Genomic DNA, 22,825 nt, shown 5'->3' with positions numbered 1-22,825 from the left:
CTCGTCCGGGCCGGTCGGGCCAGGCCGAATCGCGCCGGGCCGCCGGACGGAGCCGGGCCGGGCCGGATCCAGCCGTGCAGGACTGAGCCGTGCCGCGCCGGACCGAGCCCGGCCGAGCCACGTGACAGCACACGGCCGCAGGCGCGGGCCGCCACACCGGGCCGGGCCGTACCGGGCGGGACCGAACCGTGCGGTCCGGGGTCCGGACGCCCCGTCACCGGCGCGCCCCCGCCAATGCGCCGATGGCGGCCCCGCCCCGGGTACCGTGCGCCACCGGAAAGCCCCGCCCGGCCCGCCGGCCGGACCCCTCCGGTCCCCGCAAGGAGCGCACATGCCCTCCCGACGTACCGTTCTCGCCGCCACCGCCGGCCTCACCGCGGCCCTCTCCCTCAGCGGCACCGCCCGCGCCGACGAGCGCCGCCTGCGCGCGCTGATCGCGCGTATGCCCGTCGAGGAGAAGGCCGGCCAGCTCTTCGTCACCCGGGTGTACGGTCACTCGGCGACGGATCCGGACCCGGCCGACGCCGAGGCCAACCTCCGGGAGCTGGGCGTGCGCAGCGCCGCCGAGCTGATCGACCGCTACCACGTCGGCGGGATCATCTACTTCACCTGGGCCCACAACACCCGCGACCCCCTCCAGGCCGCCGACCTCTCCAACGGCATCCAGCGGGCCTCGCTGCGGCGGCCGCGCGGGCTGCCGGTGCTGATCTCCATCGACCAGGAGCACGGGATCGTCGCCCGCGTCGGCGCGCCGGCCACCCTGTTCCCGGGCGCGATGGCGATCGGCGCCGGCGGTTCCCGTGCCGACGCCCGTACGCTCGGGCGGATCGCGGGCCGGGAGCTGCGCGCGATGGGCATCCGGCAGAACTACTCCCCCGTGGCCGACGTGAACGTGGACCCGGCCAACCCGGTCATCGGCGTGCGCTCGTTCGGGGCCGGCCCGGAGGCGGTGGCCGGCTTCGTCGACGCGGAGATCAGGGGCTACCGGTCGGCCGGGATCGCGGCGACCGCGAAGCACTTCCCGGGGCACGGCGACACCGCCGTCGACAGCCACTACGGCTTCCCCGTCGTCACGCACAGCCGTCAGGTGTGGGAGGAGCTGGACGCCGTGCCGTTCCGGGCGGCGATCGCGGCCGGCGTCGACTCGATCATGACCGCGCATCTGCTGATGCCGGCGCTGGACTCGGCCGGCGGTGATCCGGCCACCCTCTCCCGGCCCGTCGTCACCGGTCTGCTGCGCGAACGCCTCGGCTACGACGGGGTCGTGGTGACCGACGCCCTGGACATGGAGGGCGTGCGCACCAAGTACGGCGACGACCGGGTCCCCGTGCTGGCGCTCAAGGCGGGCGTCGACCAGCTCCTCAACCCGCCGAGGCTGGACGTCGCCTTCGACGCCGTGGTGAGGGCCGTGCGGGAGGGGGAGCTGACGCAGGCGCGGCTCGACGAGTCGGTCCTGCGGATCCTGCGGCTGAAGGCGAGGCTGGGCCTGTTCGCGGACCCGTACGTCAGCCGGGCCGGTGTGCGGCGGACGGTGGGCGCGCGGACGCATCTTGCGGCGGCCGACCGGATCGCCGAGCGGACGACGACGCTGCTGGTGAACGAGGGTCCGCTGCTGCCGTTGTCGCCCCGCAGGCACCGCCGGCTGCTGGTGGTGGGCGCCGATCCGGCCTCCCCGACGGGCACCACGGGCCCGCCCACATCCGTGCTCGCCGCCGCGCTGAACGCGCTGGGCTTCACGGCGACCGCCCTGTCCACGGGCACGGCCCCGTCCGCGGCCGTCATCGACCGCGCGGTGGCCCGGGCGGGCGAGGCCGACGCGGTGGTGGCGGCGACGTACGAGGTCACCGCGGACAGCGCGCAGCGAACTCTCGTGGAGCGGCTGCTGGCGACCGGACGGCCGACGGTCGCGGTCGCCGTCCGCAACCCGTACGACGTGGCTCAGCTGCCGAAGGTGCGAGCGTACTTGGCGGCCTACTCCTGGACCGACGTCGAACTGCGTGCCGCGGCCAGGGTGATCGCCGGAGTCGTGCCCCCGCACGGGCGGCTGCCGGTGCCGGTGCGGCGCGCCGACGATCCGACGCGCACGCTGTATCCGGTCGGCCACGGCCTGACCTACTGACCTGGGGGCGCCGCACACCGGGTAGCGCGGCGCCCCGGTGGCGTCACGGGTGCAGGGTGGGCTCCCGCTCCACGTCGCGCACGTCCAGCTTCGCGTCGAACCTGGCCAGCGGCTTGGCCTGCGCGGCGTCGGCCTTGACGGCGGCCGGTGCGACGCCCGCCCAGTCCAGGATGCGGGCCGTGGCGAGGGCCTTCTCGTCGGCGACCAGTCCGGCGACGTTCGCGCCGTGGTTCATGCCGGGCGCGGTGAAGACGTAGGTGTCCTTCGAGCCGTGCCCGAGGCGGAACGGCTCCGCGCCCCACGGGTCGTTCTGGCCGTAGACGAAGAGCATGTGGCGGGCGTGGTGGCGCACCCAGGCGTCGACGTCCCCCATGGCGAACTGCTGGAAGCGCATCGGGATGTCCCGGGGGACGAAGTCGCGCGGGGGCTGGTAGCCGTAGCGGATGTACTGGCGCTCGATGTGCGGGAAGCGGATGGTGGGCGCGCCGAGCTGGGTGCCCGCCTGGTAGTAGTACGGCGTGTACGCCGCGAGGCCCTGGTCGGCGTAGGCGGAGAACCCGGAGATCGTGTCGACGGAGGTCCAGATCTCCTCGTCCGTCGCGGACTTGGCGTCGGGGATGGAGTCGCAGTCCGACAGCAGGCTGTATTGCCAGAAGGCCCACACGTAGTCGAGGACGACGGCCTCGTAGGCGCGGTCCAGGCCGCCGATGGTGTCGAAGGTCAGGCCCTCGGCCGCGGCGTACTCGGCGTACCGCTTCTCCAGCGGCTCGCGGCGCACCAGCGCCTCGCGCTGGACGGCGTTCAGGCGGTCGCGGCACTCCTTGGTGCCGACCGTGGCGAAGAAGCGGTCGTAGGCCGAATCCTCGTCGTTCACCACGTCGTTGGGGGCGACGTAGGCGACCACGCCGTCCATGTCACGCGGGTAGAAGCGCTCGTAGTAGGTGGCCGTCATGCCGCCCTTGGAGCCGCCGGTGGAGATCCACTTCTTCGGGTAGATCGCCTTCAGGGCCGTGAAGATGCGGTGCTGGTCGCTCGCGGCCTGCCAGATGTCCAGCTTGGACCAGTCGGCGGGCTCGGGGCGGGACGGGGTGAAGAAGCGGTACTCCATGGAGACCTGGTTGCCGTCCACGATCTGCGTGGGCTCGCGGCGGCCGGGGTTGGTGGAGACGCTGTAGCCGCTGGTGTAGAAGACCGTGGGCCGGCTGACGTCCTTGTGCAGCACGGTGATCCGCTGCTGGAACGTGCCCTTGGCGGGGTCCCGGTGGTCCACCGGCTGGGTGAAGTTCAGTACGAAGTAGCGGTAGCCGGGGTACGGCTTCTCCTGGATCAGGCTGACGCCCGGTATGGAGAGCAGCCGGTCCTTTATGTCTGCGGCTTCGGGCGATGGGGGTCCCCCCGCGCGAGCGGTGTCGAGCGTGGGGGAGGCGGTGGCCGCCTGGGCCGTGCTCGCCATGCCTATGAGCACGGTGAACGCCAGCAGCCATCTGAGCGCCTTGCGCATGCGCGTGCACCCTTCCCTGTGAGTCGGATGTGCCGGAAGCTATCGGAGCAACACCCTTCACACCAGAGGGGGTTGGGCGCGGATGCCCGCAACGTCCGCATCTGTCAGGAGCGGAACCAGCCGGAACTGCCCGAGCCGGAGCCGACGGAGCCCCTGACCAGAACCCAGCGGTGGCCGGCGTAGACGTCGACCGGCCCGATCCGGGCGGTCCGGTTGCCGGCCAGCTGCCGGGGCCGGTGACCGCGCGCCTGAAGGCTGACCGACATCCGCTTGTTCGCGCCGGGACGTTTCTGCACGGTGTACGCGCAGACCATGCCGTGGTTGTTGTAGACGTGCACCGAGCCGGTGGAGAACGTCACGATCCGCACCTTCCGGCCGGCGCAGGGCCCGGCCGCGGCGGCCTCGGCGCTGCCCGGTGTCAGCAGCCCCAGGAGGACCGAGGCGATGAGCACGGTCAGCGCGGTCAGTGCGGCCGTCGGCCGCCCATGTGTCGCACCAAGGTCCACGGTCCGCGCCTCCCCGCTCCGCCGCCATCGTCGTACGCCCGTACGGCGGCACTGGTGTACCGCCGTACTGATGTACGGACGCACCGGACGGGGTGAACGGTTGCCCCGTCGCGGCACGGGACGGGCGCGGGCCCGTCAGCCCGACGTGGCGACCGGCTCCCCGACGAAGGTCCGCCACAGCGCCGCGTACCGTCCGCCGAGCGCCAGCAGTTCCTCGTGCGCGCCGTCCTCGACGACCCTGCCGTGGTCCATCACGACCACCCGGTCCGCGCGCGCCGCCGTGGTCAGCCGGTGGGCGACCACGAGCGTGGTGCGGCGGCCGGCGAGCCGGTCGGTGGCCTGGTTGACCTGGGCCTCCGTTGCCAGGTCCAGGGCGGCCGTCGCCTCGTCCAGGAGCAGCACGTCGGGGTCGACGAGCTCGGCGCGCGCCAGCGCGATCAACTGCCGCTGCCCGGCGGACAGGTTGCGGCCCCGCTCGGCGACCTCGTGCAGATAGCCGCCGTCCAGCGTGGCGATCATCTCGTGCGCGCCGACCGCCCGCGCCGCCGCCTCCACCTCGGCGTCGCCGGCGTCCGGGCGGCCGTAGGCGATGGCGTCGCGGACCGTGCCGGGGAAGAGGTAGGCCTCCTGCGGCACGACGCCGAGCCGGTGGCGGTACGAGGTGAGGTCCAGGGAGCGCAGGTCCGTGCCGTCGACCAGCACCCGGCCGGAGGTCGGGTCGTAGAACCGGGCCACCAGCTTGACGAGCGTCGACTTGCCCGCGCCGGTCTCGCCGACGAAGGCCACGGTCTGCCCGGCGGGGATCCTCAACTCGATCCCGGTCAGGGCCTCTTCGGGATCGTCGTCGGGGCCGTAGCGGAAGTGCACGTCCTCGAAGGCGATCTCGCCGCGCAGCGACAGCACCTGGAGCGGCTCGTCCGCGGACTTCGTGGACGCCGGCTCGCGCAGCAGCTCCTGGATGCGGCCCAGCGAGACGGTGGCCTGCTGGTAGCCGTCGAAGACCTGGGAGAGCTGCTGCACGGGGGCGAAGAACAGGTCGATGTAGAGGAGGTAGGCGACCAGGGCGCCCGTCGTGAGCGTCGCGTCGTCGATCCGGCCCGCGCCGACCACCAGGACGGCCGCGGCGGCCGCCGACGACAGGAACTGCACGAACGGGAAGTACACCGAGATCATCCACTGGCCGCGGATACGCGCCCGGCGGTAGTCGTCGCTGCGCTCCGCGAACCGCGCGGAGCCGTCCCGCTCGCGCCGGAACGCCTGCACGATCCGCAGCCCGGCCACCGACTCCTGGAGATCGGCGTTGACCAACGCGACCCGCTCACGGGCGAGTTCGTAGGCCTTCACACTGGCCCGGCGGAAGAAGTACGTGGCGACGACCAGCGGCGGCAGGGTCGCGAACACGACGAGCGCGAGCTCCGCGTCCAGCACCAGCAGGGCGACCATGATGCCGAAGAAGGTGACGACCGAGACGAACGCGGTGACCAGGCCCGTCTGCAGGAACGTCGACAACGCGTCCACGTCGGTGGTCATCCGCGTCATGATCCGGCCGGTCAGCTCACGCTCGTAGTAGTCGAGTCCGAGCCGCTGGAGCTGGGAGAAGATCTTCAGGCGCAGCGCGTACAGGACCCGCTCGCCGGTGCGGCCGGTCATCCGGATCTCACCGCTCTGCGCGGCCCACTGGGCGAGGACGGCGCACAGGGCGAGCACCGAGGCCGCCCACACCGCGCCCAGCGCCGCCCGACCGACCCCGTCGTCGATGCCGTGCCGGATCGTCACCGGCAGCAGCAGGCCCATGCCGGCGTCGACGGCGACGAGGCCGAGGCTGATCAGCAGGGGCTTGCCGAAGCCGCGCAGCAGCCGGCGCAGGCCGTAGGAGTCCTCGGGGGTGACCGCGCGGGACTCGTCGACTTCGGGGACGTCGGTCGCCGGCGGGAGCGCCTCCACCTGGGCGAGCAGCTCGGGCGTGGCCGGGGCGCCGTCGAGCGCGGCGTCCCTGGGCGTGCGCTCGCCCGTCCACAGCCGGGGGGTGAGCCCCCGTTCGGCGTCGAACTCGGCGTCGAGCTCCTCACGCACCGACGTGTCCTCGCGGGGCGGGGCGGGGTGGACGTGGCCCGGGGAGACGCCGCCGAGCTCGTCGGGGTCGGTGAGCAGGCGGCGGTAGAGCGCGGAGCGTTTCTGCAGTTCCTCGTGGGTGCCGAGGTCGGCGAGCCGGCCGTCGTCGAGGACGGCGATGCGGTCGGCGAGGTTCAGGGTGGAGCGGCGGTGGGCGATGAGGAGGGTCGTGCGGCCCGCCATGACGTGTTTCAGCGCCTCGTGGATCTCGTGCTCGACCTGGGCGTCCACGGCCGAGGTGGCGTCGTCGAGGACGAGCAGGCGCGGGTCGGTCAGGAGGGCGCGGGCGAGGGCGATCCGCTGGCGCTGGCCGCCGGAGAGGGTCAGCCCGTGCTCGCCGACCTTCGTGGCGTAGCCGTCGGGCAGCTCGTCGATGAACCGGTCGGCCCGTGCGGCGTGGGCGGCGGCCCTGATCTCCTCGTCCGTCGCGTCGGGACGGCCGTAGGCGATGTTGGCGCGGACGGTGTCGGAGAAGAGGAACGAGTCCTCGGGAACCAGGCCGATCGCGGCGCGCAGCGAGTCGAGGGTGAGCTCGCGCACGTCGTGGCCGCCGATGAGGACGGCGCCCCGGGTGACGTCGTAGAAGCGCGGGAGCAGCAGGGAGACGGTCGACTTCCCCGAGCCGGAGGAGCCGACGACGGCGAGGGTCTCGCCCGGGCGGATCTCGAAGGTGAGGCCGTCCAGGACGGGACGGCCGTCCTCGTAGGCGAAGGAGACGTCGTCGAACTCGACGGTCGCGGGCGCGTCGGCGGGCAGCTCCTTGACGCCCTCCCGGATCGACGGCTCGGTGTCGATCAGCTCCAGGACCCGTTCGGTGCCGGCGCGGGCCTGCTGGCCGACGGTGAGGACCACGGCGAGCATGCGGACCGGGCCGACGAGCTGGGCGAGGTAGGTGGAGAAGGCGACGAAGGTGCCGAGGGTGATGTGCCCGCGCACGGCCAGCCAGCCGCCGAGGGCGAGCATGGCGACCTGGCCGAGGGCGGGAACGGCCTGGAGGGCCGGGGTGTAGCGGGCGTTCAGGCGGATCGTGCGGAGCCGGCCCGCGAAGAGCCTGCGGCCGACCTCCCTGAGCTTCCCGGTCTCCTGCTCCTCCTGCCCGAACCCCTTCACCACGCGCACACCGCTGACCGCGCCGTCGACCACGCCGGCCACGGCCGCCGCCTGGGCCTGCGCGTACCAGGTCGCGGGGTGGAGCCTGCGGCGGCTGCGCCGGGCGATCCACCACAGCGCGGGAGCGACGGCCACCGCGACGAGGGTGAGCGGCAGGGACAGCCACGCCATGACGGCGAGGGAAATCAGGAAGAGCAGGACGTTCCCGATGGTCATCGGGAGCATGAACAGCAGACTCTGGATGAGCTGGAGGTCGCTGGTGGCGCGGCCGACGACCTGCCCGGTGGACAGCTCGTCCTGCCGGCGCCCGTCGAGCCGGGCGATGGTCGCGAACATCTCCGTGCGCAGGTCGTGCTGGACGTCGAGGGCGAGCCGGCCGCCGTAATAGCGGCGGACGTAGGTGAGGCCGTAGACGAGGACCGCGGCCGCGACCAGGGCGCCCGCCCAGGGGGCCATGGAGCGGGTGTGGCCGCCGATGACGTCGTCGATGATCACCTTGGTGATCAGCGGGACGACGGCCATGACGGCCATGCCGGCGAGGGACGAGACGAGCGCCAGGACGACGTCCGCCGGATGGCGCCACGCACAGCTCGCCAGTCTCCTCGTCCATCCCCGTTGCGGTTCCACGCGGTGCCCTCCGGTCGTCCTGATCTACCGGAAGGCACCAACGCCGAAGGGAGCGGATTTCATCCCTCCGTCACGTTCCGGCCCATGGGAGCGGGGCGGGCTCAGGAGGCGGCGAGGTCCCGGTGGATGACCTTGGCGACGCCCTGGATGGTGGCGATGCCGTAGTTCATCGTGCTGTTGCCGTGGGTGAGGACGGTGATCTGGTAGTCGTGACCGCCGCCCTTGAAGGCGCCCAGGCTGTGCACGCGCCAGCCGTTGGTGGCACGCGACAGCCAGCCGTTCTTGACCTGGAGGGTGACGTTCGCGGGCTTGCCGTACGGCGTCCCCCAGCGCTGGCTCGCCACGACCTGGCTCATGAGCCGGAGGACGTAGGCGCGGGAGGAGTCGAGGAGCACCGCGTTCTTGGCGGTGAGCAGCCCGAGCAGTTTCTGCTCGTCGGTGACGGTGATCTGGGTCAGGCCCCAGTAGCCGTTCGCGCCCGGCTTGGTCTGCGTCATCTTCGCGGTGGCGAGGAAGCCCTTGATCTTGGTCAGGCCGAGCTGGTTCCACAGGGCGGTGGTGGAGGCGTTGTCCGACTTGGTGATCATGGCCGTGGCGAGCGTCCGCTCACGAGCGGTCAGGCCGCGCCTGGTCTTCTGCGCGTCCCACAGCAGGGCGGACAGGACCGTCACCTTGACCACACTGGCGGAGTCGAAGGCGGTGGAGGCGCGCAGCGTGCAGGTGGTGTTGGTGCTGCGGTCGTAGAGGCCCACGGCGACGGTGCCGGCGCGGCCCGCGAGCGCGGCGGTGATGTCCTTCTTGAGTTTGGCGGCGAGTCCCGCCTTGGCCGAGGTGCAGCTGACGGCGGGAGGAGCGGCCGCGGCGGGTGAGGCGGCGGCCACACCCGTGACGAGGACGCCCACGCCGATCGTGGCGGCGAGCAGTCTCCTCGTGCGTCTGAATGTCCGGTTGGTCATGCGAAGTTGACACACGAGTTCGTCGAAAAGTTGTACGGGCGAAGGGCCTTGGCGAGGGAAGCGCTCAGGTATCCGCGAGCGGCGAGCGTCTTGCGGCCCTCACCCGATGCCGGAGCGTCTTCACAGGCGACGGCCAGGCTCGGCACAGCGGCCACCCACGACCGGCGTACAGCATCCGAAGGGTGACCTCAGCCACCGATCCCCTCCCCCAGCCGACCGCCTCCCCCGACCGGCCTTCGACGGCTCCGTCGTCGTCGGTGTCGGCGTCGTCAGCCACGCCCGCGCCACCGGAGCGGGCGCCGCGCTGGTCGCTCCCCGCGCTGCTCGCGACCCTGGTCCTGGCGGCGGCGCTGTACTCCTGGAACCTCTCGGGCTCGTCCCTCAACAGCTTCTACAGCGCCGCCGTGCTGAGCGGCACCCAGAGCTGGAAGGCCTGGTTCTTCGGTTCGCTGGACGCGGGGAACTTCCTGACCGTCGACAAGCCGCCCTTCGCCCTGATGGTGATGGGCCTGTCCTGCCGGCTGTTCGGCTTCGGCACCTGGCAGATGATGCTGCCGCTGGTCCTGGCCGCCCTCGCCACCATCTGGATCGTGCACGCCTCGGTCCAGCGGGTCTGGGGCCACGGCGCGGCGGCGATCGCCGCGCTGGTGCTCGCGCTCACCCCGATCACCGTCGCCATCAGCCGCGACAACAACCCGGACACGCTCCTGGTGTTCCTGATGGCGGGCGGCGCGGCGCTGGCCCTGCGGGCCGTGCGCGACGGCAGGCTGCTGCCGCTCGTCGGCTCGGCCGTGTGCTTCGGACTGGCCTTCAACACCAAGATGCTCCAGGGCTACATCGCGCTGCCCGCCGTCTTCGTGGTCTACCTGTACGCGGCCGGGCCGACGCTGGTGAAGCGGATCGTCAACCTGCTGGTCGCGGGGGTGGCGCTGGCCGTGTCCAGCTTCTGGTGGGCGGCGGCCGTGTCCCTGGTCCCGGCCGGCGAGCGGCCCTACATCGGCGGCTCCACCGACGGCAGCGCCTGGAACCTGATCATGGGCTACAACGGTCTCGGCCGGATCTTCGGCGGCGAGGGCAACGGCGGAGGCGGAGGCGGGGGCGGGGGCGGCGGAGGCGGAGGCTTCTCCGGGGCCGCCGGCATCGGCCGGCTGTTCAACGACGTCCTCGGCGGGCAGATCTCCTGGCTGCTCCCCTTCTCGGCCCTCGCCCTCGTCGCCGGCCTCGTCCTGCGCGGCCGCGCGCCCCGCACCGACCTCACCCGCGCCGCGCTGCTGCTGTGGGGCGGCTGGACACTGCTGCACTACCTGACCTTCGCCCTGGCCGAGGGCACCATGCACCCGTACTACACGACCGCGCTCGCCCCCGGCATCGCGGCCCTGTGCGGGGGCGGCGGCGCGATGCTGCTGCGCGCGTTCCGCACCGACCGGCGCTGGGCGTGGGCGCTGCCGCTCGCGCTGGGCGTCACCGCCGTCTGGGCGATCGTGCTGCTGCGCCGGGCGTCCGGCTGGAACACCTGGCTGTGGCCGTCCGTCGGCGTGGTCATGGCGCTGGCGATCACGGGCCTGTTCGTGTTCCGTTCCGGCGTCAGGGCGCGACTGCTGGCCGCCTCGGTGGCCGCGGCGGTCGTCGCGGCGGTGGCGGGACCGGCGGCGTACGCCTGGTCGGTGCCGGCGGGCACGGGAGGCGGCATGAGCGGCGTCAACCCGACGGCCGGCCCGACCACGGGCAACGGCGGCTTCGGGGGCGGCCCCGGTGGCGGTGGCGGGTTCCCGGGCGGCGGCCAGGGCGGCGCTCAGGCCGACGGCGGGCAGACCGGCGGCGCCCAGGCCGGCGGCTTCCCCGGGGCGGGCGAACTGCCGGGCGGCGGAACGGCCGGCGGCACGCCTCCCTCCGGCGCGGGCGGCCTCGGTGGCGAAGGAACGGGCGCAGGCACGGGCGGCGGAACGGCCCCGGGCGGGATGTCCCGAGGCGGGATGGGCCCTGGAACGGGCGGCGGGATGGGCGGCGCGAGCAGCGAGCTCATCGCGTACCTGAAGAAGAACCGGGACGGCGCCAAGTGGCTGCTGGCGGTGTCCAGTTCGCAGAGCGCGGCGCAGCTCGTCCTCAGCAGCGGCCAGCCGGTCATCTCCATGTGGGGCTGGTCCGGCAGCGACAACGCGATGACCCTCGCCAAGCTCAAGGAGCTGGTGAAGAAGGGCGAGTTGCACTACGTCCAGCTCGGCGGCGGTATGGGTGGCGGCCCGGGCGGGGGCTCCACGGCGAGCTCCGAGGTGACCGCGTGGGTGCGGAAGAACGGGACGGCGGTGGAGGAGAGCGAGTACAGCTCCGCCACGGCGACGCAGAAGTCGACTACGCGCGACACGTCCAAGAGCGCGAACACCTCCGACTCCGACGCCGGCTCCGACGCCGGCTCCGACTCCGACGCCAATTCCGCGACGATCTACCGCCTGGACGCCTCCGACGTCAGCTGACATCAGGCCACCACCTCACCGACGGCCCCCGCTCGACCGAGCCGGGGGCCGTCCTCGCACCTCCGCCTCAGTCAACTCGCGTAGACAAAACCTGACTTGCCGCTTTCCGTCATCCGATCGACACGTCGGATTCATTTACAAGGCCGCATGTGCATGTCACTCTCCCGATTGCCGCCTCCCTCAACCCGCGTAGATCGGACACCCCACATGCTGGCTGCGACGCCCCGCTCACGCCGGTGGAAGACGATGGCCCTCGCCACCTCCGCCGTCCTGGTCGGCCTCACCGCCCCCGCCCTGACCGCGACCCCCGCCGCGGCCACCACCACCGCGTACGACCAGACGTACTACAAGAACGCGATCGGTAAATCGGGGACGAGCCTGAAGTCGGCCCTGCACACGATCATCACCCCGCAGACGAAGATCTCGTACTCCGCAGTCTGGAACGCGCTGAAGGTCACCGACCAGGACCCGAACAACAGCAACAACGTGATCCTGCTGTACAGCGGCGTCTCGCGCAGCAAGTCCCTCAACGGCGGCGACCTCGGCGACTGGAACCGCGAGCACACCTGGGCCAAGTCCCACGGCGACTTCGGCGAGGTGACCGGTCCCGGCACCGACCTGCACCACCTGCGCGCGGCCGACGTCCAGGTCAACAGCATCCGCGGCAACAAGGACTTCGACAACGGCGGCAGCGCGGTCAGCGGCGGAGGCGGCAGCCTCACGGACTCAGACTCCTTCGAGCCGCGCGACGCGGACAAGGGCGACGTGGCCCGCATGATCCTTTACATGGCCGTGCGCTACGACGGCGGCGACGGCTTCGCCGACCTCGAGCCGAACGAGAAGGTCAACAACAACAGCAACCCCTACATGGGCAAGCTCTCCGTCCTCAAGCAGTGGAACGAGCAGGACCCGCCGAGCGCCTTCGAGGAGCGCCGCAACCAGGTCATCTACGACACCTACCAGAAGAACCGCAACCCGTTCATCGACCACCCGGAATGGGTCGAGGCCATCTGGTAGCGGAGCGCCGTCAGTCCAGGTGCGTCGGCGCGAACATGCGCAGGGCCGCGGGGAGCACGACCACCGACGGGCCGGGGGCCCCGAGAGCCCGCGCCAGGTCGGCTCGCAGCGCCTGCGGGGTCGTGCGCGTGGCCGGCACGCCGAAGGACTCGGCCAGCGCGACGAAGTCCGGGCCGGTCAGCTCGGTGGCCGTGGCCCGGCCGAACGCGTCGGTCATGTACTCGCGCAGGATGCCGTAGCCGCCGTCGTCCACGATCAGCCAGGTCACGGGCAGGTCGTGCTGCCTCGCGGTGGCCAGTTCGGCGATCGAGTACATCGCGCCGCCGTCGCCCGACACCGCCAGCACCGGGCGGGTCGGGTCGGCGGCCGCCGCGCCGAGCGCCGCCGGGAAGGCGTAGCCGAGGCCGCCCGCGCCCTGGGCGGAGTGCATGAGGTTGGGCCCCTCGGCGTCGAACGCGGACCAGGCCCAATAGGCGAGGATCGTCATGTCCCAGAAGGACGGGGAGTCGGCCGGGAGCGCCTGGCGCACCGACGCCAACACGTCCTGCTCCAAGGTGAGTTCCTGGGCGGCGATGCGGTCGGCGACCTTCGCGAGGAGGACGCGGACCCGCTCCGGTGCGGCGGGGTCACGGCGCTCGTCCACCGTCTCCAGCAGCGCCTGGAGGGCGAGGCGGGCGTCCGCGTGGATGCCGAGCGCGGGGTGGTTCGCCTCCAGCTTGCCGAGGTCCGCCTCGATCTGGATCACCCGGCCCCGGGGCGCGAAGGTGTGGTAGTTGGACGACAGTTCGCCCAGGCCCGAGCCGACGACCAGCAGGACGTCGGCGTCCTCCAGGAAGTCGGTGGTGTGGCGGTCCTCCAGCCAGGACCGCAGGGAGAGAGGATGGTTCCAGGGGAAGGCGCCCTTGCCGCCGAAGGTCGTCACCACGGGCGCGTCCAGCCGTTCCGCGAGCTTGCGCAACTTGCCCGAGGCGTCCGCCCGGATCACCCCGCCGCCGGCGATGATCGCCGGGCGCTCGGCGCGGGAGAGCAGGTCGGCTGCCACGGCGGTGAGTTCGGGGCGCGGGGGCAGTTCCTCGGGGAAGGCGTCCCCGACCGTGACCGCCGGGAGCGGCGTCGCCGCCGACAGGACGTCCTGCGGGATCTCCACCCACACCGGGCCGTGCGGGGCCGTCAGCGCGGACTTCCAGGCCGCCTCGATCGCGGAGGGGATCTGGGACTGGGCGCGGACGATGTGGACGGACTTGACGATGCCCCTGAACGAGGCCGCCTGGTCGGGGAGTTCGTGCAGATAGCCCCGACGGCCGCCGCCCAGCCCGGCCCTCGGCACCTGGCTGCCGATCGCCAGCACGGGCGCGCTGGCCGCCGCGGCCTCCTGGAGCGCGGCGAGCGACGTCAGCGCTCCCGGGCCGGTCGACAGCAGCAGCGGCGCCGCCTCGCCGGTGACACGGCCGTAGGCGTCCGCCGCGAAGCCCGCGTTGTTCTCCACCCGCAGGCCGACGTAGCGCAGTCCGGAGCGGCGCAGCGCGTCGAACACGCCGAGGGCGTGCTGGCCGGGCAGGCCGAAGACGGTCGTCGCGCCGAGCCCGGCCAGGGTCTCCACGACCAGGTCTCCGCCGGTGCGGCCGCGAGGGTTCAGCGCGGCCTCCGTCTGGGCGGCGGTCGGACGGAGCACCAGGTCGTGGTCGTGGGTCACTTGCCCTCGTTCTCCTCACGCGCCGCGGCGATCTGGCGGGACATGATCGTGGTCAGTTCGTACGCCGTGTGGGAGGCCGCCACCGACGTGATCTCGGCGTGATCGTACGCGGGGGCCACCTCGACGACGTCCGCGGAGACCAGGTTGCAGGAGGCCAGGCCGCGCAGGATCTCCAGCAGCTCGCGGGAGGTCATGCCGCCGGCCTCGGGCGTGCCGGTGCCGGGGGCGTGGGCCGGGTCCAGGCAGTCGATGTCGATGGAGATGTACAGCGGCCGGTCGCCGATGCGCTGACGCAGCTGGTCGGCGACCTCGTCGGCGCCGCGCCGGTAGACGTCCGCCGAGGTGACGATGCCGAAGCCCATCTTCTGGTCGTCGGTGAGGTCCTGCTTGCCGTAGAGCGGGCCCCGGGTGCCGACGTGGGAGAGCGCCTCGGTGTCGAGGATGCCCTCCTCGACCGCCCGGCGGAACGGCGTGCCGTGGGTGTACTCGGCTCCGAAGTAGGTGTCCCAGGTGTCGAGGTGGGCGTCGAAGTGGAGCAGCGCGACCGGGCCGTGCTTCTTGGCGACCGAGCGCAGCAGCGGCAGGGCGATGGTGTGGTCGCCGCCGAGGGTCATCAGACGGGCGCCGGTGCCGAGGAGGTCGTCGGCGGCCGCCTCCACGGTCTCGACGGCCTCGTGGATGTCGAACGGGTTCACCGCGATGTCGCCGCCGTCCGCGACCTGAGCGAGGGCGAACGGGGAGGCGTCCTGCGCCGGGTTGTACGGCCTGAGCAGCCGGGAGGCCTCGCGGATGGCGTTGCCGCCGAAGCGGGCGCCCGGCCGGTAGGAGACGCCCGAGTCGAACGGCACGCCGACGACGGCGACGTCCGCGCGGCCGACCTCGTCGAGGCGGGGCAGCCGGGCGAAGGTCGCGGGACCGGCGTACCGGGGGATCCGCGAGGAGTCGACCGGGCCGCGCGGCGTCTCGTTGCTGCTCATGAACTGCCTTCTTTCCTACGCTTGGTCGCGTATGTACTGCTCTGTACCGCTGGGGACGACTGTACTGGGGGGGCCACAACGGGGTCGGACACGAGTTCGGGCCTCGGTGCGCGTGCCGACCCTAGGTGGCCGCGACGGGGCCCGGAAGTGTACGTTTCCTCCACTCTCGACGCTCGGAATGGATGGATTGCACACCATGCCCGATCCCGCGGTCCCGCCCACTCCGCCGGTGCCGCTCGCCGCCCTGCTGGCCCGCGAGGACCTGGGCCTGCGGCAGATCGCCGGGCCGTCCGGCCCCGGCCTGGCCGTCCACTGGGCGCACACCTCGGAGATGGCGGACCCCTACCCGTACCTGCTGGGCGGTGAGCTGCTGCTGACGGCGGGGGTGCACATCCCGGAGGCGGCGGGTTCGGAGGAGCACTTCGACTCCTACGTCGCCCGGGTCGTCGCGGCGGGCGGGGCCGCGCTCGGTTTCGGGCTGGCGCCGGTGCACGACAGCGTGCCGCCCGCGCTGGTCGCGGCCTGCGACGCGCACGGGCTGCCGCTGCTGGAGGTGCCGCCGCAGACCACGTTCTCCGGGGTCGCCCGCGCCGTCTGGCAGCTGATGGCCGAGGCCCGGCACGCGGAACTGCGCCGGGTGGCGAAGGCGCAGCAGAGCCTCGCCGCCGCGGCCTCCCGTCCGGACCCCGTCCCCTCGGTCCTGCGGCAGCTGGCCCGGCGCGTGGGCGGCTGGGCGGTGCTGTACCGGCCCGAGGGCGTCGAGCTCGCGGCGGCGGGGCGGGAGCCGACGGGCGGGACGCGGGAGGCGCTGGCGGAGCTCGCGCGGGCCGTCGTCGCGCGGGGCTCCGCGACCGCCAGCGACACCGCCGCGGGCGGCGACCGTCTCACCGCGTACGCACTGGGCGCGGGGCGCGGTCTCGTGCTCGGGGTGGCCGCCTCGCGGCGTGAGCCCGGCGACCACACCGTCGTCTCCGTCGCCGCCGTGCTGCTGTCCCTCCTGACCGCCGGGCACCGGACCGCCACGGGGGCGGCCCACTCCTCGGCCCTCGTACGCCTCCTCCTGGGGGCCGCCCCCGAGGAGGTGGCCCCGCTGCTGGGCGGCGGGCGGTGGCGGGTGGTGCACGGGCGGCCGCAGGGCCGGGCGCCGGACGCCATGGCCGCGTCGGCGCTGGGGGCCGCGCTCGGGTCGGCGCTGGTCGACTCCGCAGAGCGGACCGGACAGGGGGCCGAGGGCGGAGTCGTAAGGGTGCTCGTGCCGGCCGGGCGGGAGCCGGCCGCGCAGGAGGGGTGGACGCTCGGAGTGAGCGCCGCCGTGGAACCCGGCGCGTGGGCGGTCGCCGACGTGCAGGCGGCCCGCGCCCTGTCCCGCGCCCACGCGACGCGCACCCCGCTGGTCCGGCACGGCGCCCGCTCCGCGCTCACCGACCTGGTCCCGGCCGACGACGCCGAGGCGCACGCCCGCGCCCTCCTCGCGCCGCTCGCCGACGCCCCGGCGCTCACCGAGACCCTGCGCACCTGGCTCTCCCTGCACGGCAGTTGGGACCGCACGGCGACCGCCCTGTCCGTGCACCGCAACACCGTCCGCCAGCGGATGGCCCGCTGCGCCGCCCTCCTGTCCGTCGACCTGAACGACCCGGACGTGCGCATGGAGTTGTGGTTCGCGCTGAAGCGCGGGTGAAGGGGCTACTTCCGGGAGGCTGACGAGGTCGGGCGGTCGGTCGCCGCCTCATGACGGCGGCGGCTGCCTCACAATGAGGAGCATGCCGATACCCGGGACTCCCAGTCGCGACGAGCTCGTCGCCCATCTCGTCAGAACCCGTATCGCGGGGGACGTCGCCACGCCGCGTGAGAACAACCTCTCCCACTACCGCCAGCTCGCGAACGGCGTGCGCAACTACTGGCTCGGGCTGGAACTCGGCGACCGCTGGACCGACGAGCAGGACGTGCTCGCCGTGATGGCGGAGCGGGTCGGCGTCAACGACGACCCCGAGTTCCGGTACGGGCAGGACACCATCGACCCCGAGCTGACCGTGGACGCCCTGGACCGGCTGGCGGGCCGGCTGCGCAAGGCGGCCGAGGACCGCCAGCGGGTGCTGTTCGCCACCGGCCACCCGGGCGGCCTGCTCGACGTGCACCGCGCCACCGCCGCGGCTCTGCGCCAGGCCGGCTGCGAGATCGTCGTCATCCCGGACGGGCTGCAGACGGACGAGGGGTACGTCATGCAGTTCGCGGACGTGGCCGTCCTCGAACACGGCGCCTCCCTGTGGCACACCCACTCGGGCGAGCCGATGAAGGCGATCCTGACCGGCCTGGAGCGCGAGGGCCGCCCGCTGCCCGACCTGGTCGTCGCCGACCACGGCTGGGCGGGCTACGCCGGACAGCACGGCGTCGACTCCGTCGGGTACGCCGACTGCAACGACCCCGCGCTGTTCCTCGCCGAGGCGGAGGGCACCGTGCAGGTGACGGTGCCCTTGGACGACCATGTGGTCAGCCCGCGCCACTACGACCCGATGACCGCCTACCTGCTCAGGGCGGCCCAACTGGCGTAACGGACCGGGGCGGCCTCAGCCGGGGGGCGTGCCCCGGTCAGCCCCGGAAGCCGCCGAAGAGATCCCAATAGGGGGTGTTCCCGTAGAAGAAGTTGTAGGGGTTGAAGGGGTTGAAGAACGGGCTCAGGCCGTAGACGCCGCCCACGTTGCCGGGGAAACCGCCCCGATGGCAGTCGCCGTACCACCAGCCGTCGTGGCAGTGGCGGCTGTTGTTGCGGTCCAGGGAGGCGGTGGACGCCGACGCGGTGCCCGCCGTGCCCACCGCGATGCCGCCGGCCAGCAGCAGGCCGGCGGCCGACGTCACGGCGAGACGCCTCACCCGTTGTGCTCGCATGGGAATCACCTTTCGCTCCATCGTCGCCCGCGCGCCCTTCGAAGCGGTTCGACAGGGCGCCGGAGGGGTGGATGGCCGCAGCCGCGAACAGACGTCGCGGGAGGGTCTTCCGGATGTCACCGCAGGCGTCGAGGGGGCACGAGGACGGCCGGCGAGGTCTCGGGGCGATCGCCGGGGGACGCGTTCCGCGTGATGCGGGAACCGGTCGGCCGGGCGTGCCGCGCGTGCGGCGTTCGGTCTCCGAGCCTAGTCGCGGGGCGGCGTCCCGGCATCTCGGAAACCGCCCCGTACCTCCCGCCGTAGGTCACCGCGGGACCCGGACCACGCCCTCCTGGATCACCGAGACCGCGAGGCGTCCGTCCTGCGTGTAGATGCGCGCCTGGCCGAGGCCGCGGCCGCCGTGCGCCGACGGCGACTCCTGGTCGTACAGCAGCCATTCGTCGGCGCGGAAGGGGCGGTGGAACCACATCGCGTGGTCCAGGGAGGCGCCGACCACGTCACCGACCGCCCAGCCGCCGCGGCCGTGCGCGAGGAGGACGGAGTCCAGCAGCGTCATGTCGGAGACGTAGGTGGCGAGCACGACGTGCAGCAGCGGATCGTCCGCGAGCTTGCCGTTGGTGCGGAACCAGACCTGGCTGTGCGGTTCGCGCGGCTCGCCGAACCTGCCGTAGGGCGGCTCGTCGACGTACCGCAGGTCGATGGCCTCGCGGGCCTCCAGGAACTTCTCCACGACGACCGGGTCCAGATGGTCGTAGCCGCGCAGCCGCTCCTCGGAGGTGGGCAGGCTCACCGGATCGGGCGAGGACGGCACGGGGGCCTGGTGGTCGAGGCCCTCCTCGTACGTCTGGAAGGACGCGGAGAGAGTGAAGATCGGCCGGCCGTGCTGGACGGCGACCGCGCGCCTGGTGGTGAACGAGCGGCCGTCGCGGATGCGCTCGACGTTGTAGACGATCGGCGCGCCCGGATCGCCCGTGCGCAGGAAGTACGCGTGCAGGGAATGGGCGTGCCGGTCCGCGGGGACCGTGCGCCCGGCGGCGACCAGCGCCTGGGCCGCGACCTGCCCGCCGAAGACGCGCGGGACGACGGCGGACCGTGACTGGCCGCGGAAGATGTTCTCCTCGATCTGCTCGAGGTCGAGCAGATCGAGGAGATCCTGAAGTGCCTGGCTCATGGAGTCAGTTGTATCCGCCGGTGATTGCGGGCGGCTTACAGGCCCATGTCCTTCGCGATGATCGACTTCATGATCTCGCTGGTGCCGCCGTAGATGCGGTTGACGCGGTTGTCCGCGTACAGGCGGGCGATCGGGTACTCGTTCATGAAGCCGTAGCCGCCGTGCAGCTGGAGGCAGCGGTCGATGACGCGGTGGGCGACCTCGGTGCAGAACAACTTGGCGCTGGCGGCCTCGGCGGGGGTCAGCTCACCGGCGTCGAGGGCCTCCGTGGCGCGGTCGGCGACGGCCTCGGCGGCGTCCACCTCGGACTGGCAGGCGGCCAGCTCGAACTTGGTGTTCTGGAACGAGGCGACGGTCTTGCCGAAGACGGTGCGCTCCTGCACGTACTGCTTGGCGAACCGGACGGCGGCCTTGGCCTGGGCGTAGGCGCCGTAGGCGATGCCCCAGCGCTCGGAGGCCAGGTTGTGGCCGAGGTAGTAGAAGCCCTTGTTCTCCTCGCCGAGGAGGTCCTCGACGGGGACCTTGACGTCGACGAACGCCAGCTCGGCGGTGTCGGAGGTCTTCAGGCCGAGCTTGTCGAGCTTGCGGCCGACGGAGTAGCCCTCGGCCTTGGTGTCCACGACGAAGAGGGAGATGCCGAAGCGGCGGTCCTCGGCGGTGGGCGCGGAGGTGCGGGCGCAGACGATCATGCGGTCGGCGTGGACGCCGCCGGTGATGAAGGTCTTGGCGCCGTTGAGGACGTAGTGCGTGCCGTCCTCGGAGAGCTTGGCGGTGGTGCGCATGCCGGCGAGGTCGGAACCGGTGCCCGGCTCGGTCATCGCGATGGCCCACATCTCCTCGCCGGAGACGAACTTCGGCAGGAAGCGCTTCTTCTGCTCGTCGGTGGCGAGGAGCTTGATGTACGGCAGGCCGAGCAGCACGTGCACGCCGGAGCCGCCGAAGGTGATGCCGGCGCGGGCGGTCTCCTCGTAGAGGATGGCCTCGAACTTGTAGGAGTCGATGCCGGCGCCGCCGTACTCCTCGTCGACGCGGATGCCGAAGACGCCCAGCTCGGCGAGCTTGTAGTAGAAGTCGCGCGGCGCCTGGCCGGCGGCGAGCCACTCGTCGTAGACGGGGACGACCTCGGCCTCGATGAAGGCCCGGAGAGTGTCCCGGAACGCCTCGTGATCCTCGTTGAACACCGTACGGCGCACCGCCGCCACCCTTCTGTGCGCCTAAACCGGCGCCGCTCTCGCGTACCTGGTTGCTCGCCGCGGGGGTGACTCAATTCATGGTTGCGCTTCCCCTGGGCTAAGCGCTTGCTCAGGGCAACCGTACCGGCGGGTAGGGAGGGGAGTCCAGGGGGGCGGTCGTAACGCTCGTCACTCCTGTGGGGGCGCGGCCGACGCGAACGCGCCGCGGGCCATGCGGTGCAGCAGCTGCGCCGTGGCCGCGCGGCCGGGGAGGGAGCCCGGGGGGCCCAGATGGGGGGTGGAGTTCAGCAGGCCGAAGACCGAGTGGACCGCCGAGCGGGCCGCGGGCTCGGGCAGGTCCGGGTACACCGCGCGCAGCGCCTCCACCCACAGCTCGACGTACTGCCGCTGGAGCTGGCGGACCAGCTTGCGGTCGCTGTCGCGCAGGCGGTCCAGCTCGCGGTCGTGCAGGGTGATCAGGGGACGGTCGTCGATCGCGAAGTCGATGTGCCCCTCGATGAGCGAGTCGAGGACCGCCTCGGCGGGGTCGCCGTCGGCCTCGGCCAGGCGGCGCCTGGCGCCGGTCAACAGCTGCTCGCTGATGCCCACCAGCAGCTCCGCCAGCATCGCGTCCTTGCCCGGGAAGTGCCGGTAGAGGCCGGGGCCGCTGATGCCGACCGCGGCCCCTATCTCGTCCACGCCGACGCCGTGGAACCCGCGCTCGGCGAAGAGGCGCGCGGCCTCCCTGAGGATCTGCTCGCGGCGGGTGGGGGCGTCGGTTCTGGTGGCCATGAAAACAATTCTAGACATCGAGGTTAGCGCTCGTTAACCTGATGGAAATGGTTAACGCTCATTAACAGTCGATCACTGGGTGAGGGGACCGCAAGGATGGAGCAGGCACCGGAGCTGACGAGCGCGGCGGACCCCGCGTCGGAGGCCTGGCGGGCCAACGAGGAGGCCCACCGCGCACTCGTCGAGGAGCTGCGCGGCAAGCTCGCCGCCGCCCGCCTCGGCGGTGGCGAGAAGGCGCGCGAACGGCACACCGCGCGCGGGAAGCTGCTGCCGAGGGACAGGGTCGACGCCCTTCTCGACCCCGGCTCGCCCTTCCTGGAGCTCGCCCCCCTCGCCGCCGACGGGATGTACGAGGGGCAGGCCCCGGCGGCCGGCGTCATCGCCGGGATCGGCCGGGTCAGCGGCCGGCACTGCGTGATCGTCGCCAACGACGCCACCGTCAAGGGCGGCACCTACTACCCGATGACGGTGAAGAAGCACCTCCGGGCGCAGGAGGTGGCGCTGGAGAACCGGCTGCCCTGTCTGTACCTGGTGGACTCCGGCGGCGCCTTCCTGCCGATGCAGGACGAGGTGTTCCCCGACCGCGAGCACTTCGGGCGGATCTTCTACAACCAGGCCCGTATGTCGGGCGCCGGCATCCCGCAGATCGCCGCCGTCCTCGGTTCGTGCACGGCGGGCGGCGCGTACGTCCCGGCGATGAGCGACGAGGCGGTGATCGTGCGCGGACAGGGCACGATCTTCCTCGGCGGCCCGCCGCTGGTGAAGGCCGCCACCGGCGAGGTCGTCACCGCCGAGGAGCTCGGCGGCGGCGAGGTCCACGCGCGCGTGTCGGGCGTCACCGACCACCTCGCGGAGGACGACGAGCACGCGTTGCGGATCGTGCGGACCATCGTCTCCACGCTGCCGGCCAGCCCGGCCCCGCCGTGGGAGGTCCGCCCGGCCGTCGAGCCCAAGGTCGACCCCTACGGGCTGTACGGCGCGGTCCCCGTCGACTCCCGTACCCCCTACGACGTACGGGAGGTCATCGCCCGTATCACCGACGGCTCCCGTTTCGCCGAGTTCAAGTCGGAGTTCGGCCAGACCCTCGTCACCGGTTTCGCCCGGATCCACGGCCACCCGGTGGGGATCGTCGCCAACAACGGCATCCTGTTCTCCGAGTCGGCCCAGAAGGGCGCCCACTTCATCGAGCTGTGCGACCAGCGCGGCATCCCGCTGCTCTTCCTCCAGAACATCTCCGGCTTCATGGTCGGCCGCGACTACGAGGCGGGCGGCATCGCCAAGCACGGCGCCAAGATGGTGACCGCGGTCGCCTGCGCGCGCGTGCCGAAGCTGACCGTCGTGGTCGGCGGCTCGTACGGCGCGGGGAACTACTCGATGTGCGGCCGGGCCTACTCCCCCCGCTTCCTGTGGATGTGGCCCAACGCCAAGATCTCCGTGATGGGCGGCGAGCAGGCCGCCTCCGTCCTCGCCACCGTCAAGCGCGACCAGCTGGAGGGGCGCGGCCAGGAGTGGCCCCTGGAGGAGGAAGAGGCGTTCAAGGACCCGGTCCGCGCGCAGTACGAGCGCCAGGGCAACGCCTACTACGCCACCGCCCGCCTGTGGGACGACGGCGTGATCGACCCGCTGGAAACCCGGCAGGTGCTGGGCCTGGCCCTGACCGCCTGTGCCGACGCGCCCCTGGGAGACCCCCAGTTCGGCGTCTTCCGGATGTGAGGAGG

General features: G+C 72.6%; 16 protein-coding genes. 6 read left to right on the top strand and 10 right to left on the bottom strand.

What is annotated here, in order from left to right; translation table 11 throughout:
- Positions 1-331 precede the first annotated feature (331 nt).
- Positions 332-2,119: a glycoside hydrolase family 3 protein gene (locus tag ACIRS4_RS26590; protein WP_404200748.1), complete on the top strand. Its 1,788-nt coding sequence runs from the start codon at positions 332-334 to the stop codon at positions 2,117-2,119.
- A gap of 43 nt (positions 2,120-2,162) precedes the next feature.
- Here the strand turns inward: ACIRS4_RS26590 and ACIRS4_RS26585 are convergent, their stop codons facing one another.
- The 4 genes from ACIRS4_RS26585 to ACIRS4_RS26570 all read right to left on the bottom strand — a co-directional run bounded on the left by ACIRS4_RS26585 (position 2,163) and on the right by ACIRS4_RS26570 (position 8,931).
- A complete protein-coding gene (locus tag ACIRS4_RS26585; protein ID WP_404200746.1) occupies positions 2,163-3,620 on the bottom strand; it encodes a S28 family serine protease in 1,458 nt (485 codons plus the stop codon).
- 104 nt (positions 3,621-3,724) lie between these two features.
- A complete protein-coding gene (locus tag ACIRS4_RS26580) occupies positions 3,725-4,126 on the bottom strand; it encodes a hypothetical protein (RefSeq protein WP_404200745.1) in 402 nt (133 codons plus the stop codon).
- Between the two features lie 135 nt (positions 4,127-4,261).
- Positions 4,262-7,975 carry an ABC transporter ATP-binding protein gene (locus ACIRS4_RS26575; RefSeq protein WP_404200743.1) on the bottom strand — a complete coding sequence of 1,238 codons (3,714 nt, stop codon included), beginning with the start codon at positions 7,973-7,975 and terminating at the stop codon, positions 4,262-4,264.
- A 101-nt stretch (positions 7,976-8,076) separates the two neighbouring features.
- A complete protein-coding gene (locus ACIRS4_RS26570) occupies positions 8,077-8,931 on the bottom strand; it encodes a serine hydrolase (RefSeq protein ID WP_404200741.1) in 855 nt (284 codons plus the stop codon).
- Between the two features lie 182 nt (positions 8,932-9,113).
- On the opposite strand from ACIRS4_RS26570, the gene ACIRS4_RS26565 reads away from it, so the two are divergent.
- Both ACIRS4_RS26565 and ACIRS4_RS26560 read left to right on the top strand, forming a co-directional pair.
- A complete protein-coding gene (locus ACIRS4_RS26565) occupies positions 9,114-11,402 on the top strand; it encodes an ArnT family glycosyltransferase (protein WP_404200739.1) in 2,289 nt (762 codons plus the stop codon).
- 207 nt (positions 11,403-11,609) lie between these two features.
- Positions 11,610-12,419: an endonuclease I family protein gene (locus ACIRS4_RS26560; protein ID WP_404200737.1), complete on the top strand. Its 810-nt coding sequence runs from the start codon at positions 11,610-11,612 to the stop codon at positions 12,417-12,419.
- A gap of 10 nt (positions 12,420-12,429) precedes the next feature.
- Here the strand turns inward: ACIRS4_RS26560 and ACIRS4_RS26555 are convergent, their stop codons facing one another.
- Positions 12,430-14,112, bottom strand: coding sequence for a thiamine pyrophosphate-binding protein (locus ACIRS4_RS26555; RefSeq protein WP_404200735.1), 1,683 nt, complete (start codon positions 14,110-14,112; stop codon positions 12,430-12,432).
- Entirely contained in the window at positions 14,109-15,089 is a 981-nt protein-coding gene (gene speB / locus ACIRS4_RS26550; protein ID WP_404200733.1) for an agmatinase, read from the bottom strand. Before speB ends, ACIRS4_RS26555 begins: the two co-directional genes overlap by 4 nt.
- 196 nt (positions 15,090-15,285) lie before the next feature.
- Here speB and ACIRS4_RS26545 point away from each other — a divergent pair, with 196 nt between their 5' ends.
- Together ACIRS4_RS26545 and ACIRS4_RS26540 are read left to right on the top strand one after the other, a co-directional pair.
- On the top strand, positions 15,286-16,767 hold the full coding sequence (locus ACIRS4_RS26545; protein ID WP_404200731.1) for a PucR family transcriptional regulator ligand-binding domain-containing protein: 1,482 nt from the start codon (positions 15,286-15,288) through the stop codon (positions 16,765-16,767).
- A gap of 82 nt (positions 16,768-16,849) precedes the next feature.
- A complete protein-coding gene (locus ACIRS4_RS26540) occupies positions 16,850-17,638 on the top strand; it encodes a phosphatase (RefSeq protein WP_404200729.1) in 789 nt (262 codons plus the stop codon).
- 37 nt (positions 17,639-17,675) lie between these two features.
- Here ACIRS4_RS26540 and ACIRS4_RS26535 read toward each other — a convergent pair whose 3' ends face one another.
- The 4 genes from ACIRS4_RS26535 to ACIRS4_RS26520 all read right to left on the bottom strand — a co-directional run bounded on the left by ACIRS4_RS26535 (position 17,676) and on the right by ACIRS4_RS26520 (position 21,107).
- Complete coding sequence (locus ACIRS4_RS26535; protein ID WP_404200727.1) at positions 17,676-17,972, bottom strand: hypothetical protein; 297 nt, start codon at positions 17,970-17,972, stop codon at positions 17,676-17,678.
- 304 nt (positions 17,973-18,276) lie between these two features.
- Positions 18,277-19,143, bottom strand: a complete 867-nt coding sequence (locus tag ACIRS4_RS26530) for an acyl-CoA thioesterase (RefSeq protein WP_404200725.1) — start codon at positions 19,141-19,143, stop codon at positions 18,277-18,279.
- A gap of 35 nt (positions 19,144-19,178) precedes the next feature.
- On the bottom strand, positions 19,179-20,336 hold the full coding sequence (locus tag ACIRS4_RS26525) for an acyl-CoA dehydrogenase family protein (RefSeq protein ID WP_404200723.1): 1,158 nt from the start codon (positions 20,334-20,336) through the stop codon (positions 19,179-19,181).
- Positions 20,337-20,504: 168 nt separating this feature from the next.
- On the bottom strand, positions 20,505-21,107 hold the full coding sequence (locus tag ACIRS4_RS26520) for a TetR/AcrR family transcriptional regulator (protein WP_404200721.1): 603 nt from the start codon (positions 21,105-21,107) through the stop codon (positions 20,505-20,507).
- 96 nt (positions 21,108-21,203) lie between these two features.
- Between ACIRS4_RS26520 and ACIRS4_RS26515 the strand changes: the two genes are divergently transcribed.
- Positions 21,204-22,820 carry a carboxyl transferase domain-containing protein gene (locus ACIRS4_RS26515; RefSeq protein ID WP_404200719.1) on the top strand — a complete coding sequence of 539 codons (1,617 nt, stop codon included), beginning with the start codon at positions 21,204-21,206 and terminating at the stop codon, positions 22,818-22,820.
- The last annotated feature ends 5 nt before the right edge of the window (positions 22,821-22,825 follow it).

Source organism: Streptomyces sp. NPDC101166, assembly GCF_044768125.1.
Classification (GTDB): Bacteria; Actinomycetota; Actinomycetes; order Streptomycetales; family Streptomycetaceae; genus Streptomyces.
The sequence above is the reverse complement of the archived record's forward strand: the minus strand, read 5'-3'. Positions and strand labels throughout refer to the sequence as shown.

What these genes read in the sequence shown, in the direction of transcription:
- ACIRS4_RS26590 (WP_404200748.1), top strand. Translation starts at nt 332, where the DNA reads ATGCCCTCCCGACGTACCGTTCTCGCCGCCACCGCCGGCCTCACCGCG.
- ACIRS4_RS26585 (WP_404200746.1), bottom strand. Translation starts at nt 3,620, where the DNA reads ATGCGCAAGGCGCTCAGATGGCTGCTGGCGTTCACCGTGCTCATAGGC.
- ACIRS4_RS26570 (WP_404200741.1), bottom strand. Translation starts at nt 8,931, where the DNA reads ATGACCAACCGGACATTCAGACGCACGAGGAGACTGCTCGCCGCCACG.
- ACIRS4_RS26560 (WP_404200737.1), top strand. Translation starts at nt 11,610, where the DNA reads ATGCTGGCTGCGACGCCCCGCTCACGCCGGTGGAAGACGATGGCCCTC.
- speB (WP_404200733.1), bottom strand. Translation starts at nt 15,089, where the DNA reads ATGAGCAGCAACGAGACGCCGCGCGGCCCGGTCGACTCCTCGCGGATC.
- ACIRS4_RS26545 (WP_404200731.1), top strand. Translation starts at nt 15,286, where the DNA reads ATGCCCGATCCCGCGGTCCCGCCCACTCCGCCGGTGCCGCTCGCCGCC.
- ACIRS4_RS26540 (WP_404200729.1), top strand. Translation starts at nt 16,850, where the DNA reads ATGCCGATACCCGGGACTCCCAGTCGCGACGAGCTCGTCGCCCATCTC.
- ACIRS4_RS26535 (WP_404200727.1), bottom strand. Translation starts at nt 17,972, where the DNA reads ATGCGAGCACAACGGGTGAGGCGTCTCGCCGTGACGTCGGCCGCCGGC.
- ACIRS4_RS26530 (WP_404200725.1), bottom strand. Translation starts at nt 19,143, where the DNA reads ATGAGCCAGGCACTTCAGGATCTCCTCGATCTGCTCGACCTCGAGCAG.
- ACIRS4_RS26520 (WP_404200721.1), bottom strand. Translation starts at nt 21,107, where the DNA reads ATGGCCACCAGAACCGACGCCCCCACCCGCCGCGAGCAGATCCTCAGG.
- ACIRS4_RS26515 (WP_404200719.1), top strand. Translation starts at nt 21,204, where the DNA reads ATGGAGCAGGCACCGGAGCTGACGAGCGCGGCGGACCCCGCGTCGGAG.